At 59.4% G+C, this 16,228-nt stretch carries 16 protein-coding genes; 3 read left to right on the plus strand and 13 right to left on the minus strand.

Features of this window, described 5'->3' with window-relative positions; all coding sequences use genetic code 11:
* Positions 1–9 precede the first annotated feature (9 nt).
* Entirely contained in the window at positions 10–786 is a 777-nt protein-coding gene (locus ACR9YP_RS34280; RefSeq protein ID WP_474217934.1) for an enoyl-CoA hydratase/isomerase family protein, read from the minus strand.
* Between the two features lie 138 nt (positions 787–924).
* Here ACR9YP_RS34280 and ACR9YP_RS34285 point away from each other — a divergent pair, with 138 nt between their 5' ends.
* Positions 925–1,596 (plus strand): GntR family transcriptional regulator, encoded by a 672-nt coding sequence (locus ACR9YP_RS34285; protein ID WP_474217935.1) that lies wholly within the window; start codon positions 925–927, stop codon positions 1,594–1,596.
* 46 nt (positions 1,597–1,642) lie between these two features.
* Here ACR9YP_RS34285 and ACR9YP_RS34290 read toward each other — a convergent pair whose 3' ends face one another.
* Entirely contained in the window at positions 1,643–3,205 is a 1,563-nt protein-coding gene (locus ACR9YP_RS34290; protein WP_474217937.1) for a fatty acid--CoA ligase, read from the minus strand.
* A 163-nt stretch (positions 3,206–3,368) separates the two neighbouring features.
* Positions 3,369–4,316, minus strand: a complete 948-nt coding sequence (locus tag ACR9YP_RS34295) for a LysR family transcriptional regulator (RefSeq protein WP_474217938.1) — start codon at positions 4,314–4,316, stop codon at positions 3,369–3,371.
* 194 nt (positions 4,317–4,510) lie between these two features.
* Between ACR9YP_RS34295 and ACR9YP_RS34300 the strand changes: the two genes are divergently transcribed.
* Positions 4,511–4,969, plus strand: a complete 459-nt coding sequence (locus ACR9YP_RS34300; RefSeq protein ID WP_474217939.1) for a MaoC family dehydratase — start codon at positions 4,511–4,513, stop codon at positions 4,967–4,969.
* 56 nt (positions 4,970–5,025) lie between these two features.
* On the opposite strand, the gene ACR9YP_RS34305 is transcribed toward ACR9YP_RS34300, so the two are convergent.
* From ACR9YP_RS34305 to ACR9YP_RS34340, 8 genes are all read right to left on the minus strand, one after another.
* Positions 5,026–5,817, minus strand: coding sequence for an SDR family oxidoreductase (locus ACR9YP_RS34305; protein WP_474217940.1), 792 nt, complete (start codon positions 5,815–5,817; stop codon positions 5,026–5,028).
* 53 nt (positions 5,818–5,870) lie between these two features.
* Complete coding sequence (locus ACR9YP_RS34310) at positions 5,871–6,662, minus strand: crotonase/enoyl-CoA hydratase family protein (RefSeq protein WP_018322627.1); 792 nt, start codon at positions 6,660–6,662, stop codon at positions 5,871–5,873.
* A 186-nt stretch (positions 6,663–6,848) separates the two neighbouring features.
* Positions 6,849–7,949, minus strand: a complete 1,101-nt coding sequence (locus tag ACR9YP_RS34315) for an NADH:flavin oxidoreductase (RefSeq protein ID WP_474217941.1) — start codon at positions 7,947–7,949, stop codon at positions 6,849–6,851.
* A gap of 70 nt (positions 7,950–8,019) precedes the next feature.
* Entirely contained in the window at positions 8,020–9,198 is a 1,179-nt protein-coding gene (locus ACR9YP_RS34320; protein WP_474217942.1) for an ABC transporter substrate-binding protein, read from the minus strand.
* Positions 9,199–9,297: 99 nt separating this feature from the next.
* Complete coding sequence (locus ACR9YP_RS34325; protein WP_474217944.1) at positions 9,298–10,893, minus strand: class I adenylate-forming enzyme family protein; 1,596 nt, start codon at positions 10,891–10,893, stop codon at positions 9,298–9,300.
* Between the two features lie 231 nt (positions 10,894–11,124).
* A complete protein-coding gene (locus tag ACR9YP_RS34330) occupies positions 11,125–11,904 on the minus strand; it encodes an SDR family oxidoreductase (RefSeq protein ID WP_474217945.1) in 780 nt (259 codons plus the stop codon).
* 68 nt (positions 11,905–11,972) lie between these two features.
* On the minus strand, positions 11,973–12,977 hold the full coding sequence (locus tag ACR9YP_RS34335) for an NADP-dependent oxidoreductase (protein ID WP_474217946.1): 1,005 nt from the start codon (positions 12,975–12,977) through the stop codon (positions 11,973–11,975).
* Positions 12,978–13,012: 35 nt separating this feature from the next.
* On the minus strand, positions 13,013–13,876 hold the full coding sequence (locus ACR9YP_RS34340) for an alpha/beta fold hydrolase (RefSeq protein ID WP_474217948.1): 864 nt from the start codon (positions 13,874–13,876) through the stop codon (positions 13,013–13,015).
* Positions 13,877–14,151: 275 nt separating this feature from the next.
* On the opposite strand from ACR9YP_RS34340, the gene ACR9YP_RS34345 reads away from it, so the two are divergent.
* On the plus strand, positions 14,152–14,583 hold the full coding sequence (locus ACR9YP_RS34345; RefSeq protein WP_474217949.1) for a winged helix-turn-helix transcriptional regulator: 432 nt from the start codon (positions 14,152–14,154) through the stop codon (positions 14,581–14,583).
* A 78-nt stretch (positions 14,584–14,661) separates the two neighbouring features.
* Here the strand turns inward: ACR9YP_RS34345 and ACR9YP_RS34350 are convergent, their stop codons facing one another.
* Positions 14,662–15,483 carry an enoyl-CoA hydratase-related protein gene (locus tag ACR9YP_RS34350; RefSeq protein ID WP_474217950.1) on the minus strand — a complete coding sequence of 274 codons (822 nt, stop codon included), beginning with the start codon at positions 15,481–15,483 and terminating at the stop codon, positions 14,662–14,664.
* A 35-nt stretch (positions 15,484–15,518) separates the two neighbouring features.
* A complete protein-coding gene (locus tag ACR9YP_RS34355) occupies positions 15,519–16,223 on the minus strand; it encodes an SDR family NAD(P)-dependent oxidoreductase (protein WP_474217951.1) in 705 nt (234 codons plus the stop codon).
* Positions 16,224–16,228 lie beyond the last annotated feature (5 nt).

Here is a 16,228-nt window from a genome sequence, read left to right on the forward strand (position 1 = left end):
CAACGTCCCTCAGCGGCCCGAGAAAATGGCGTGACCAGGCCCGGACTCGCGGAAGGCCTTGAGGCCGACGACGAGATCGTTGCTCTGGAAGATTGGACGCTGCGCGTCAGACATTGCGCGGTCGGCTTTCACGACGGTCTCTTCCGTGTATTCCCGGATCAGCCGTTTGGTGGCGCCATGCGCCACTGTTGGGCCCACCGCAAGCTCGAGCGCGAGGATCCGCGTCGTTTCTTCAAGCTGGGCTTCGGGCACGACGCGATTGATGATATTCCACCGCTCCAGCGTCGCCGCATCATAGCGACGTCCGAACAGAGCCATCTCCTTGGCGCGCGCCACTCCGGCGCGCGATGCCACACGTTGTATGGCGCCCATCAGCGGATGTAGGCCCAGCGTCACCTCGACCATGCCGGCCTTCGCGGAGTCCGCGGCAACGATGATGTCGCAGGCCAGCGCCAGCTCGAATCCGCCACCGAGGGCCAATCCGTGCATGCTCGCGATGATCGGCACAGGAACCTGTTCCAGCGCATCCAGGCAGGCGCACGCATCAATTTCGGGCAGCCGTTCGCCGTGATTGTCGAATAGTTCTATTTCAGCACCGGCGGAGAAGTGTCGCAAGCCGCTGCGAAGGATAATGGCGCGCGCGCCTTCCTTATGAACCTTTTCGACTGCGTCCAGGAGCGCAGTCAGCAGCGGCTTTGCCACGAGATTGTAGGGCGCGAAAGTCATCGTCAGGGTAACGAGATCGCCCTCCCGACTGACGGTAACCAACTCGTTCGGTGTGGTCATTGAATTCCTCCGGATTTTTTTGATTCAGTCGTTGGGTTCGATAAGGGAACGGTACCTGAAAAACTCATACGGTCAATATAAAAAAGATATTATTGGATCTATCTTGTATTCCTCCGAATCCTTGTGAAAATGGGCAGGATGCCCCAGGACGCGACCAGCCTTACCGTTTCAGCCTATGTTCGACTTCGCTCGGACATCTTGGCCGGCCGCTTGCCGCCCGACGGAAAGCTGAAAATTCAAGATCTGGCTCAATATCTTGGGGTCAGCCCGAGCGTTGTACGGGAGGCTCTTTCGCGTCTCTCCGCCGAGGCACTGGTTATTGCGGAGCCCCAGCGGGGTTTCCGGGTGGCGCCCATCAATGCCGCCGACGTTTCGGATCTGACGACCGTTAGGATCGACATCGAACTGAAATGCATGCACCGCGCGATGAAACTCGGCGGCCTCAAATGGGAGGCTGCTATTGTCGCAGCCGATCATGAACTCTCGCATACGGCCCATGACATTCACGACCTGGGCGACGACTGGATGATCGCACACGCGAAATTCCATGCTGCCCTGGTGGCGGCCTGCGACAGCCCCTGGCTGCTGCGAATCCGCGAACAACTCTTCGTCCAGGGCGAACGCTATCGCCGCATCAATGTGCGAATGTCGCGCGCGGATCGTGATCTGCGCGCCGAACATTCCGCACTGGCCAAGGCCATTCTTGGCCGGGATGTGAAACTCGCCACCGAGTTGATGACGGAACATCTGCGCTTGACCGAGGTGCTGACGCTTCAGTCGCTCAAGTTGCAGGACGCAGCGGTCGCCTAGCAAAAAGCGTCACCCGGTCCGATACTTTCAATTCGGCCAACCGCACTCAATTGACCATCCGCTCGTATCCTTCCCAGTAGCGCTCTCGCAGCAGCCGCTTCAGGATTTTCCCGGATGGATTGCGGGGAAGCTCGTGCACGAATTCGATCGACTTCGGGATCTTGAACCCCGCCAGCCTTCCTCGCGCGAAATGCAGTATGCCCACCGGGTCCGCCGTACGATCCGGCTTCAACACGATGAGGGCCTTGACCGCTTCACCCCACCGGTCGTCAGGCACGCCGATGACGGCGACGTCGGCGATATCCGCATGTCCATACAAGGCACTTTCGATCTCGGCGGGGTAGACGTTCTCTCCGCCGGAAACGATCATGTCTTTCAAACGATCATGAATGTACAAATAGCCGTTTTCATCAAGGAATCCGACATCGCCGGTATGCAGCCATCCGTTCCTGAGAGTCCTCGCGGTGTCGTCTGCCCGATTCCAGTATCCCTTCATATTTTGCGATGAGCAGCATACGACCTCACCCACCTGTCGGGCCGGCAGCGATCTTCCCAAAGCATCGATGATCCGAAGTTCGACGCCTTCGATAGGGCGGCCACACGACCTCAAGAGTTCGCCATCGCCAACGGAATGGTCCGCGTCGCTCAAAACGGTGATGACGCCAGCCGTCTCGGTTAGACCGTAGACCTGGAAGAACCCCGTATGCCTGAATACCCGGAGCGACTTCCTGAGGAGCTCGAGCGGGATCGGCGACGCCCCGTAAAGAATTTGCCTCAGCGAGGAGAGATCGCATGTCTCGACGTTACGTTCGGCCAGCATCGCCAATAACATTGCCGGAACGAGGAACGTGACCGTAACTCGATCGCGCTGTATCGTTTCGAGCGCCGCCGATGGAACGAACTCGCGAAGCACGATCGTCCTGAGGCCGGCGACCAGACCGAACACGCCGGTACCGACTCCAGCGATGTGGAACAACGGCATTGCGAGCAACATGACATCGTCGGACGACCACGCTTTCCAGTCGTCAATCGCGTGTAGTGGAAAATTTGCGTGAGAAAGCTGCACGCCCTTCGGATAGCCGGTCGTGCCACTTGTGTAGAGTTGCAGGCAAACGTCATCGGGGCCGACTGGCAGGCTCGCTTCAGTCGGCGGGTGGGCATCGCGCCACTTCAGGTAACGAGAGTCCAGCACAATGATTTGGTAAACAGTGTCCAGCTGATCCTGGATTTCAGTGATGAGTTTCTCGAACGATTCCCCAACGAAGAGAATCTCGGTTTTGGCATCGTTGACCGCGAAAACGACCTCGGGAGGTGCCAGCCTTGCATTGATGGGAACCAGGACGGCGCGGGCCTTGGCTGCCCCGAGAAGCACTTGAAAAAAGATATCCGAATTCTTGTCGAGTATCGCAATTCGGCTGCCCGGTCGCACACCCCCAGCCAAGAGGCCATTGGCGACTTGATTGGATAGTTCGTCCAGGACCCGATAGCTTGTCTCGCGCCCCTCGAAGCTCACGGCGACGGCGTCGGGAGTGACGGCCGCGTAACGTCGTGGAATTTCCGCGATCGTCTGGATCGGGGTTGACAGCAAAGCCCCTTCCGATTTGGACATCCATCCCTCCCATGATGACTTTTCGGGTGGAGGATGACCGGCACCGCGCACGGCAAGTATCTAAATTCTGAACTACCGCTATTCAGCATAGAATGACCACGGCCTCTTCGCGCGTCTTACCGCGATATTTCCAGACACGGCGAAGGCAGCATGTGAGACGGCCTCAGGCCTTGCGCTTGGCCACTCTCGCATTTCGAGGGCTGCCGGTGAGCCATTCCCTGGAAGCGGCGAATTCTACTTCCAGGAATCGCCTGACTTCACGAGTTAATTTTCGCAGGTCGCTCTCGCGCTTGCGCAGCAGCCATACGTTCATCGTAACTGTCTCTTGCGGCAAGACCTGAACCAGCCCCTCGGCCTGCGCGAACGGTACAGCAAGAAGCGCAAGCCCGAGACCGCAACCGGCGGCGGCGAAATGGTTAGCAACCGGGTTGACCCGCACAACGCTGCGAATGCCTGCCGCTTCCGAGAAATACTCCAACAAATGCTTCTGATTGGGCCGAACGTTGCGGAACGAGACAAAATCGGCAGTATGGCCGATGATGTCGTGATCCCTCAGCTCTGACAATGACCGAGGCGCCGAGCGCCCGGCAAGGTACTGCTCGGAGGCAAAAATCCCCATTGGTACGTCCGCGACCCGCTTTCCAATGAGATCGTTCTCGCCGGGATCTCCCATCCTGATGACGTAGTCCAGATCGCTCGTCGCCAGGCTCTGCTGGTTCACCGTGGAGATGATTTCCAGATAGATTCGACTATCGCGCCGTCGCAGCTCCGCAACCCGCGGGAGAAGCCAGTGCTTGGTCATGCCTTCGGTCGCCGATATCCTGACTACTGACGATCGTTGCCCGACGCGCGAACGCAGATCGCGATGAAACGACTCGAATGCGAGCATCATATCGCCGGCCGAGCGTTGCAGGTCCTCGCCTTCCCGCGTCAGCTTCACCCCGGACGAAGCGCGAAAGAACAGGGGAGCGGCCACGTAGCGCTCCAGCTCCTTTAGACGCCTGCTCAATGTCGGTTGGCTCATTCCCAGTTCGTGTGCGGCGCGGTTGACGCTTCCAGTTCTCGCCACCACCGAAAACAAGCGAAACAAATCCCAGCTGGCCTCGGTCATGCTCGTCCTTTGCGCAAGCGCTTTGCGTTCCTAATCGCCGAGTGCGAACGACGTCGCAGGACCCGGAAACGCAAACGAAAAACTATCAAAGCCTGGCCGCTATTCAATATTGCGTTCCCTGTTCAACAAAATCGACATGGCCTTCCTCGCAGTTTGGGGAAATATGCGAAACAGTTGAACCAACGGACACGGCGATGGCAAAGATCAAGCTCGAGGCGATCAGGGATCTCGTAGGCCAGAATCTCGGAACATCCGACTGGATCACCATCGACCAGCCCATGATTGACCAGTTCGCGGCCTGTACTGGAGACAGGCAGTGGATTCATGTGGACGCGGAGCGCGCCAGCAAGGAAAGTCCCGCAGGCGGCACCATTGCTCACGGTTTCCTGAGCCTGTCGTTGATCGCGCCACTCGGCATGAACCTGGGTCTTGCTCCGGTCGACGCATCTGCCGTCTTCAACTATGGCCTGGACAAGGTCAGGTTCCTGACACCGGTGAGATCGGGTAACCGCGTTCGCCTTCAGCTTTCCATGACCAGTGTCGAACCAAAGGACAACGGGCGTTTGTTGATCAAGAGCAACGCGGTACTTGAGATCGAGAATAGCCAAACGCCGGCTCTGGTCGCCGAGACGCTGACCCTGGTGGTCCCCTAGCTCTCCACCTGCCACGAACGGTATCCGCAGAACCGAAGGCGGCTGTATAGCGACGGTCAGGAAGACGATAGCACCGAAGTCAGACCGCCATCCACGGCAAGAATCTGTCCGGTAATGTGCTTGCCAGCGTCGCTGGCAAAGAGAATCGCGGCCCCTTTCAGATCGTCTTCGTCACCGATGCGGCGCAGCGGCGCACCGGCGGCGAGCTTCTCGACACCGACAGCTTCGATCGTACCCTTCGTCATCCTCGATGGGAAAAATCCCGGCGCCAGAGCATTGGCTGTAATTCCGTAGCGCCCCCAACTCCCCGCCAGCGCCCGCGTGAAGTTGACCACCGCACCCTTGCTCGTATTGTAGGCGACAGTCTGCATATCCCCGGAACTTCCGAACAAGCCCGCGATCGACGCAAGGTTGATGATGCGCCCATATTTGTTGGGAATCATCGATCCCTTCGCAACCTGTTGACTGAGCAGGAACAGCGAGCGGATGTTCAGGTTCATCACCTTGTCCCACGCTTCGATCGGGTGATCTTCCGTCGGCGCGCCCCAAGTTGCGCCCGCGTTGTTCACTAGTATGTCCACCCGTCCGAGCTTCTTGATCGTTTCGTCGGCGAGCCGCTTGACTTCTTCGTCCCTGGAATTATCTGCTGCGATCCACTCCGCCTTGACGCCGAGCCCGGCAAGATGCGCCTGGGCCTTTTCCAGGTCTGGAGCCTTGCGAGAGGAGATCACGACCCGTGCTCCTTGCTCACCTAGCGCCTCGGCGATCTGCAACCCAAGGCCGCGGGAGCCTCCGGTAACAAGGGCGTTCCTGCCGGTGAGATCAAATGCCTTCTTGATGCTTCCCATGGTCAAATCCTCTGGCTCGTGAGCGAAGTCCTACTGTCCGGTCCGCCGGATTCCTATTTCCCGCGGAACACGGCCGAGCGACGTTCCACGAAAGACTGGATGCCTTCCTTCATGTCTTCGCTGCTGAAGACGCGATCCTTGATCTTGGGAATGTAGTCGATCGCGGCTCTCTCGCCGGCCTCGATGTATTTCAACGCGGCCTCTTTCGTCACCTGAATGCCGATCGGCGCGTTCTTGGCGATCAAATTCGCAATCTCCATCGCGCGCGCAATCTGCTGGCCGGATGCAACGACTTCCTGAACGAAGCCGATCTTGTGAGCCCGGGCTGCGCCGAACTCATCGCACAGGAACAGGTGATACATCGCGTCTCCCCAGCCCGCCCGCGTCAAATACCGGAAATGGGCACCACCAAGAGGCGCGATCCCCCGCTTGGATTCCATCTGACAGAACCTGGCGTCGTCGGCCGCCACGACGATGTCGCCAGCCAGCATCATTTCGATTCCGATTGTGAAGCAGATCCCCTGTACGGCCGTCACAATCGGCTTGCGGCACCGGCTCTTCAAGGCGAACGCATCGATGTTGCCGGGCTCTAACTCGGTATTCTCGGCCTTGGGTCCGAAGAACTTCGGCATATCCAGCCCGGCCGTGAAATCCGGACCCTCGGCGCAGAGTACCCCGACCCAATAATCGTCGGTGCGATCGAGAAGGGTCATCGCATCCGACATCTGCGCCATCATCTGCGGACTGAATGAGTTCTTCTTCGCCACGTTGTCGATGATGATCTTGAACACATGCCCGTGCACCTCGGTGCGAATATGGCCGACTTGGGTCTTGGCGTCGCTCATTGTTCGTCTCCAAATTGCTTCCAGGCGACTGCGCAATGACGCGCATGTCCCTCCCGTCGACCGGCATGCGCCGATCTTCTTTAGCAGTCAGCTTGGACAGATAGGCGAAATATCAGCCACCAAATATTTGGATAACCTTTATTCAGCGGCGACGCAGCCCGCCTCGCAACCCGTCATCGCTGAGCCTTAGCTCAGCGCAGCAAACGCAGTCCGTTCGAAGGCCATCAATTGCTCCGTCCGGCCGTCGCGTATCTTCAGGAGCCATCGCGGATCCTGAAGCAGCGCCCGCCCCACCGCGACAAGATCGAACTCCTCGCGATCGAGGCGGCGGATCAGTTCGTCGAGGGACGCCGGACGGGAGCTCTCCCCGCCATATGCGGCAATGAACTCGCCGGTCAGGCCGACCGACCCGACCGAGATTGTCGGCACCCCCGTCACCTTTTTGGCCCATCCGGCGAAGTTCAAATCGGAACCATCGAACTCCGGCTCCCAGAAGCGCCGTTGCGAGCAATGCAGAATATCGACCCCCGCATCGACCAGCGGTTTGAGCCAGGCTTCCAACGCGCGAGGCGTATCGGCCAACTTCACTTCGTAGTCCTGCTGTTTCCACTGGCTGATCCGCAGCAATATCGGAAAGTCGGGTCCGACCGACTTGCGCACGGCGTGAACGATATCAGCGGCAAACCGCGCCCGACCCGGCAGGTCCTTGCCTCCATAGGCATCCTCGCGGCGATTGGTGCCTTCCCAGAAGAATTGATCGATCAGATAGCCGTGCGCCCCGTGCAATTCGACAGCGTCGAACCCCAAGCGCTTCGCGGCAAGCGCCGCATCGGCGAAAGCGCGGATGGCGTCTGCGATGTCCTCTTCGCTCATCGGCTCGCCGAATTTCTTCTCCGGTCGCGACAGGCCGGACGGACTGTCGTAGGCACCCGGAGGAGACCAATCCTTGGCGCGGGTGCGAACGGCTCCGACGTGCCATAGCTGCGGTGCCATCAGACCACCCGCGGCATGCACCTCGTCGACCACACGCCGCCACCCCGCCAGCTCCTTCTCTCCGTGAAAACGGGGAACGTTCGGATCGTTCAGGGATGCCGGACGATCCACGCCCGTACCCTCCGATATGATGAATCCGACCGCTCCTTCGGCACGCCGGCGGTAATACCGCGCGACGTCTTCGGTCGGGATTCCGCCCGGAGAGAATGAGCGCGTCATCGGCGCCATCACGACCCGGTTCGGCATGTTCAGCCCTTTCAGCTTGAAAGGCCGGAAAAGAACGTCGCTGGACATCCGTGCTCCATGATCTAGTGGTCGTCTTGCGGACTTAGATCATCCGCCCCGCATGTTCAGAAGGTACAATTCACTTTGCGTCGGCACTGAGTACGTCACCGAATTGCTCCCACGTGGTCCCGTTCCAGCGCTGAAGCTGCAGCTGCGTGTACGCCATGCTGCCTTCCGGGCCCGTGTTGATCACGACACCCGGTATGGAAGTCGGAAGAGACAGCCCGCGTATGCTGCGCGATTGCCTGACGATATTCTCGCGCGAGAGATCGTTGCCGCACTGCTTGAGCACCTGCTCCAGGATCTGTCCCTGCTGGGTACCGAACAGATAATTGTTGTCGCCGATATCGGCGCCTGACAGGTATTTGGCAAAAAAGTCGCGGTACCACTTAATGCCCGGATCATCGGCCCACTTCTTGTCGTTCGGATCCTTCGTGATTGTCGCGGCGACTATGCCTACCGCCTTTTCCGGTCCTGCGGGGATGATGGTCGACGACACGGAGCTCGAAACGAAGTTGATCAGGAACAGCGGCTTCCAGCCGATCTCATCGACTTTCTTGATGGCCTGCGCTGCGAATTTCGGCGTGCCGGCGACCAGAAAGGCCTCTGCGCCAGACGACTTCAGCGACACGACGTGGGAATCAATGGTCGGTTCGGTCACCTCATAGGAGGACACGACGACTTTCTTGTCGAAATCGTCCTTCAGGTAGGCCTTGAATGCATTGACGAAGTCCTTACCCAAATCATCGTTCTGATACAGTATCGCGATCTTCGCGTCGGGACGGGTCCGGGTGATGTATTTTGCGTAGATTCCTCCTTCGGTGTCGTAGCTCGGCAATCCCGTCGTGGTCATGGGGAATTCAGCGAAATTCGTGAACTTGCTGACCCCGCTCACGACAAACAGGTGCGGCACTTTCTTCGCGTTGACGTACTTGATGGTGGCGCTGATGCCGGGCGTACCCAAGGGGCCAAACAGGAACGCCACCTCGTCGCTCTCGATGAGTTTCCTGGTCTGCTCCACCGTCTTGGGAGGGCTGTAACCATCGTCGTAGGTGATAAGGTTGATCTTCCGCCCGTTGATGCCGCCACGCTCGTTGATCGAATTGACGTAGGCGATCATGCCCTTTCCGGTATTGCTGAGCGGCGAAGCGGGGCCGCTGAAAGGGAACGTCGCTCCTATCTTTATCTCGGATTCGGTGACGCCCGACGTCTGCGCATGCGCGCCGGCTATGGATGCCGCGAGCGCGGCTACAATCATGGCGCTTCTCAACATTGTCATCTCCCTTCGGCGACAAGTCCGTCGCTAACGTTCTTTCTTAAACCGGCATATTGCCGTTCAAATCACTCCCGGCGCCCGTCAGCCAACGGCTGCCGCACGCGACGCCTTCGGGGCGGCCTGTTCGTTCGCCATCTCCCGCAGCTTGTGTTTCAGTATCTTGCCGGTGGAGGCCGAGGGCAGAGCGTCAAGCACAATCAATTCAGTCGGACGCTTGTAGGACGTGAGCAATTGGGCCGTGTACGCCTTGAGGTCTTCCGCGCTGATGCTCGCACCGGGGAGAAGTTGAACGAACGCGACGACCTCCTCGTTGCCCTCGACCTTTCGTCCGACGACGGCCGACTGAACGACCTGGTCGTGCGCGTTCAGGACCGCTTCCACCTCGGCGGGATAAACGTTGAAGCCGGAGCGGATGATAAGCTCCTTGGTGCGGCCGGCGATATAGAGATGCCCCTTGCCGTTCACCCGTGCGAGATCTCCCGTGTTGAACCATCCCTGCTCATCGATCGCCGCCGCCGTCAGGTCGGGCGCACGATAGTAGCCGAGCATGATGTTCGGACCTCGAACGTGTAATTCGCCCACCTCACCGGTCGCCACCTTTTTTCCTTGTCCGTCCACGATCCGGTGCTCGATGCCGGGAAGAAACGGGCCGACCGACTCGTCCGAGACAGGCTGTTCCGAACGGACCCCCGTGAGGCCTGGTGAGCATTCCGTTATGCCGTAGTTGTTCAGCAGCGGGATTCCAAACTCGTCCTCGATCCGCTTCTTGAGATCGAGGTCGAGCGGAGCGCCAGCCACCGCCATGATCCGCAGGCTGCCCCGTTCGAGCCGTTGGATGCCCTTGACCGCCTTATATTCGAGCAGGCGCTGATATGTGGCAGGCACGCCGAACAGGCTCGTGATCCCCTCCTTGGCGATAGCATGAGCCAGTGCGGCGGGATCGGCCTTGGCTACGACATGCAACGTGCCGCCGTGCATCAGCGTCGAAATCAGCAAGATCGCATACCCGACGATGTGCGACATCGGTAGCACGCCGTAAATGCGGTCGCCTGGACTGCTTCGGCGAAGGATTCCCGACGTCCTTGCGGTGAAGAGCAGATTGCGGTGGCTCAGCATGACGCCCTTCGGCGCACCGGTCGTGCCCGAGGTGTATAAAAGGCCTGCGACCTGGCGGGCGCCATCCTTCTCGACGGGCTCTGCTTCCGCATCCGCATTGAGAGGACCGACACCGATTCCACCAAATGGCCCGACGGCGCCGATTTTCGCTCCGACGCGGCTGGCATGATCGGCCGCTTCTTTCGACAGAGCCGAGTTGAACAGTACGCGTCTGGCACCGCTGTGCGTACCGATCAGGTCGATCTCTCGGGGCGAAAGGCGGGGATTGACCGGAATACCCCAGGCATCGAGCTTGCTCGCTGCGAAGAGCATCACGCCGAGGGCCACGCTGTTCTCACTGGCAATCATCACGCGATCACCGGGCCTGATGCCCAATCCGGCGAGATTCTTTGCCGCAGCGTCGACCGCATCCGCGAACTGCCGGTAGCTCCAGGAACGCCCGCCTTCCACGAAGGCCGGATGATCCGGAATATCCCGCACGAACGGCGCGTAAACCTCGTGCACTCTGGACGGCAGGCCGTCCAGCAGTTCGGCTGCGGTGAGCTCGTCCACGCTCCTCATGCCATCCTCCCTCGCGCCTTGTTTTCGGCAGCGTGCGCGGCCCCCTTCAACCGGGAGGTGCGCACCCTTCATTTCTATCGGCTCGCGGAGTAAACCGTTCTAAAATAGAACTGTCAATACGAGCAAACGTCAAATTACCAGAAAATGGCGGAATTCTTGATGCAGAAATCGAATTCCAATTTAGAATTTGTGATCTCCGCGCACTTGTTCGGAAGGGTCAGCTGAGCGTAATTACCATTTCTCGACCCACGGCCGCAGCACGACTTCAAAAGCCCAGGTCGACCGATGCTGGCGGTGCAGCTGCAGATAGGTTTCCGCGATATGGACAGGGTCGGCCATGTTGTCGTCCACGGTCGTTCCCGCCAACCGGTGCGCGCGGGTCCCATCCTCCTGAGTCCAACCGATCGCGGCATCGATCGGCACATTCGCCACATGGATTCCCTGCGGCATCAATTCTCTCGCCATGCTTTGCGCGAGTCCGGACTTGGCATGGCACGCCATCGCAAATGCACCACTCGATTTAAAGCCCTTGAGCGCCGCGCTGGCGTTCGTAAAGATTATCGTTCCTCTCGTACCATTGACGTCGGGTTCGTTTCCGAGCATGAGCCGAGCTGCCTGTTGACCTACCAGAAACGCGCTGAATGCCGAGTTTCGGATTGTTTCGAGCGCCATCATCGGGTCGGCTTCGAGAATGCCCTTGCGGAAAATGCCGGGAACGCGGCCATCGATGTTATGCACGACAAGCCTCGGCGCTCCGATCTCTCGAGCGACATTCGCGAACAGCTGTGCCACGGCCTCCGGTTCGCTTGCATCGCAGGCGTACCGACGCACGCCGTGCATCTTTTCGAGAGTCTCAAGGACGGCTTTTTCCGGATTCCTGGCTGCGACGGCGACACGCATCCCGTTTTCCGCGAACAGCCTGGCGCAACTCGAACTGATGCCCGGGCCACCGCCGACAATGAGTGCAACGTCCTGCAGGAAAGGCTGTGTATCGCGGTTGGATTCAGTCATGTCGTTTCCTCATGCACTTGGTGCCGGCCGGCGTATGGCGTCGCAACGCAGGTGGCACCGTTACGGAACTATTGTTTCACCGCAATCGCGACCTTGCCCCTTGCTCGACCGGTCTCGACATAGGCGAGCGCGTCGCCGGTTTTTTCGAACGGGAAAACCTTGTCCACGACCGGACGCATCACGCCGGATTCGATCAGGGACGTGATTTCGCGTAGCTGCTGTCCCTGCGCGCGCATGAACAGGAATGAGAAGCGCACACCAAGTTTTCTGGCTTTCTTCCGCACACCATGGCTCAGCAAACGCAGCACCAGTTTCAGGAAGATGTTCATCCCCTGGTCCCTCGCGAATTCGGGGTCGGGCGGCCCGGAGATCGAGATGAGCAGGCCGCCCGGCTTCAGCACGCGCAGAGATTTTTCAAGCGTCTTGGCGTCCTGGCTGTGCAGGACCAGATCGTAGCCCGACAAGACCTTCTCGAAATCCTGGGTCTTGTAGTCGATGACCAAGTCCGCGCCGAGGCTCTTGACCAGCTCGACATTCTTCGCGCTCGTCGTCGCCGCGACGACCGCACCGAGATGTTTGGCGAGTTGGATCGCGAAACTCCCCACCCCGCCGGAGCCGGCCTGGATGAAGACCTTCTGGCCGGGCCTCAGCTTGCCCACCTCGACTAGCGCCTGCCAGGCGGCCAGCCCCACCAACGGGATGGAAGCGGCCTCTTCCATGCTGATGTTCGAGGGCTTCGGCGCCACGTCGGCTTCGTTCATGGCAATGAATTCAGCGAATGTTCCGATCCGATGATCGCGCGGCCGTGCATAGACCTCGTCGCCTGCCTTGAATCGCGTGACATTGCGGCCAACCCTGACGACCGTCCCGGCAACATCGTGGCCCAGAATGAAGGGCGGACGATACGGCAGGATGAGCTTGAATTCTCCATCCCTGAGCTTGGAGTCCAGGACGTTCACAGCAGTTGCGTGAACCCCAACCAGGACATCATCGTCCCGCAACTCCGGTTCTGGCATGGTTGCCGAGCGCAGAGCCCCTTTCTTCTTGTATTTGTCGACGACGAATGCCCTCATGATGTCATCTCCAATTTGACAATTTGGTCGCGGCGTCAGGCGTCGAGGAACGACAGCGCCTTCGGCACGAAATCGGCGTGGTACTGGAAAATCCCGCCATGCCCGGCATCTTCGTAGATGACCAGTTGGGCGCCCGGGATACGCCGTGCCATGTCGGCGCTGTTTGTGGTCGGCACCATGATGTCGTTATCGCCATTCGCGATCAGGACCGGGATGCGGAGGCTGCCGAGATTCTGAGGCGCCTGCTGGCCCCAGCTCTTGATCGCCTTGAGCTGCCGCAACAAGGCCACTGGCGTGGCTCCTTTGTCCCGATTTGACTTGCGCTCCTTCAGCCTTTCCAGAAAGGCCTTTGCGGCCCGGCGGCCATTGGCCGTGGAGGTGAAGAACAGATAGAATTTCGGGTCTCGCAAAGTCAGCAAGCCCTTGATCATCAGCGGCCAGGACACCGGCCCGACCTTCTCGATACCTTTGCCGCCTGCCGGGCCCGTGCCGGTCAGAATCAACTTTCGCACGAGACCAGGGGCCTTCAGCGCGATATCCTGGGCTACGAAGCCGCCGAGGGAAAAGCCGAGCAGATCGACTTTTTCAAAGCCCAGCGCGGCGATCAGAGCGATCGTATCTTGCGCCATTTCGCCAACGGTGACAGGCGCTTTCCCGCCTGAAGCGCCGATGCCTCGGTAGTCGATCGCCATGACGCGATGCCTGGTGGCGAGCCCATCGACGATCGGCGGATCGAAATTGTCGAGAACCGCGCCCCAATGGTTGAGAAGGATCAATGGCACGCCAGTGCGTGGACCGATATCGCGATAGGCAAAAGTTGTTCCTGCAGCACTGATCGAAAGATTCGGCGCATCGACATAGCGCACGACCGATCCGGCGTGGCTGACATGACTGGGCATCACTTACTCCATAGTTCGGCTGAAACCGGAATGCCTGAGATCGGGAGGACTCGGCCGGATCGCGCGGCTTCTCGTTTGCGCATCATGAGATGCACGTGCTGATCGCGCCGCGACGCGCGCGCGGACACCAGCCCAACGCTGTCGGACGCACCCGGGATCGGCACAATGGCGCGTCCTGTCTTACACATTTCGGTTTTTTCAATTTGTCCTGGAACTTCGACGAGCAATCTGTTACTATCAATTTAGTACGAAGTCACTACTAAAATGAGACTGACATGAAAAAACTTTCGAGCCAGCCCTGCATGATCGCCCGGAGCCTGGCGATTGTCGGGGACGCATGGAGCATGCTGATCATGCGCGATGCCCATGCGGGGCTGACCCGCTTCGACGATTTTCGCAGGAGTCTCGGAATCGCGCCGACGATGCTGACGGGTCGGCTTTCAGCCTTGGTTGACGAGGGATTGCTGGAGAAGCGCCGTTATTCAGACCGTCCGCCACGGGACGAATACGTGCTGACAGAAGCCGGGCGCGACTTCTTGCCGGTGCTCTTTGCGATTGGCGCCTGGGGACGTAAGCATCGCGGCGGAGGCAAGGTGACCCGGTTCTTCGATGCCGAGAATGGAACGGAAATCGATCCCCTCACCATCGACCGCGCCACCGGCGCTCCGATCGGGACGCGTTCCATCCGTATCGCCGAACCCGAATGAGCTATTCTCCTGGCCCATCCATCTTTTGCGTTGCGAGCACGGCCCATTTTGCCTTCAAGGCAATGAACCCACTGGGCTTCACCTGTAACTGGGAGAACGTTTCTCAATGAAAGCCCGGACGGCTTCGGTGTGCCGCGCAGTGCCCGCCGCAACGACCATCCTCTCGGCCTCCTGATCCATTGATGTCAGGAAGTCAGCCGACAGCGCAAGGTCTAGATTATCCTTCATGGAAGCATAGGCGCTCGCCGGACCATTCGCCAACGTCCTCGCCACTGCAAATGCTTCGTGCTGCAGCTCAGAATCGGACACCACGCGATTGATAAGGCCCAATACTTCGCAGCGCCGTGCACTGATCCGTTCAGACAGAAACATCAGTTCGCGAGCACGTGCCGTCCCGGCAAGCCGGGTCAACAGCCACGAAATGCCGTAATCGCCGGTGAGCGCAATCCTGGCATAGCCTGTCGTCATGATCGTGGATTCGGCCGCAATACGAAGGTCGCAAGCGAGTGCGATCGCAAGCCCGGCGCCAGCCGCCGGTCCCGGCAAAGCTGCGATGGTGGGCTTCCGCACCGAAACAAGTACGCCGGCCAAGGTTCGCTGACGTTCCCGCAATCGCGCAACCTTGTCGCTGAATGACATCGTTGGCGCGGCAGCGTTGCCGCCCATCCCCTTAACATCGCCGCCCGAACAGAAGGCAGTGCCTGCACCGGTAATCAGGAGGGCTCCGACCTCAGGATCATCTCCATTCTGTTTGATCATCCGGCGCAACGCCGGCGTAAGATGATCGGACAACGAATTTCGGGCTTCGGGCCGGTTCAAGGTGATCACTGCGACACGATCCCGGATCACACACAGAAGTTCGTCCGTCCCCGTATCAATTGAGATTGATTCATCAGTCATGGTTCTGACCTTTCAAGTCCTGCGCAGGGCAAGTCTCACCAATTCTCGTTGAATGGCCGCAGCTCCGTAAGGAATGACCAGGCCGATCGGTCCTGACCGTAGAGGTGGTAGAGTTCGTCGGCGATCGCGGCAGGCTTGATGAAGAATTCATCCGGTTTGTCGCTCATCCGCGCGCGCATCCGGGGCGTATCGATCACGGCGTCGATGAGAACGTAGGAGACGTGCACGCCGCGAGGTCCCATGTCGCGTGCCATCGACTCGGCCAGAATGCGCTGCGCCGCCTTTGTCGGAGCGAAGCCGGCGAAATTGGCTTTACCTCGGATCGACGAGGTGTTTCCGGTCACCAGGATCGCGCCCCTGCCCCGCTCGATCATGTCAGGAGCGACTTCGCGTGCCAGGTATAACAGGCCCATCACGTTGACTTCGAAGTTGCCCTTCAGCATCTTCGGGTCGATCTCGCGAAAATTCCCCCAGCCTCCTCCCACCGCGTTGTGAATGAGAACTTCGGGGGCGCCAAAGCGGCGCTTCACCTCAGTGACCACGGTCCGCACCTGGCTCTCGTCCGAGACGTCGCAGGTCACGGCGTGCACGTCGGGAAGCTCTTGTGCAAGTCGATTGATGAGCTCCGCAGAGCGAGCAAGCGCGATGATACGGAAATCACCGGCAGAGAAGCGCTTGACGATGGCAGCTCCCGTGCCCGGCCCCACCCCGGTCACGATCGCGATTGGTTTCTCGGTCATTCGAC

The sequence above is a fragment of the Bradyrhizobium sp. BR14999 genome (assembly GCF_056106085.1).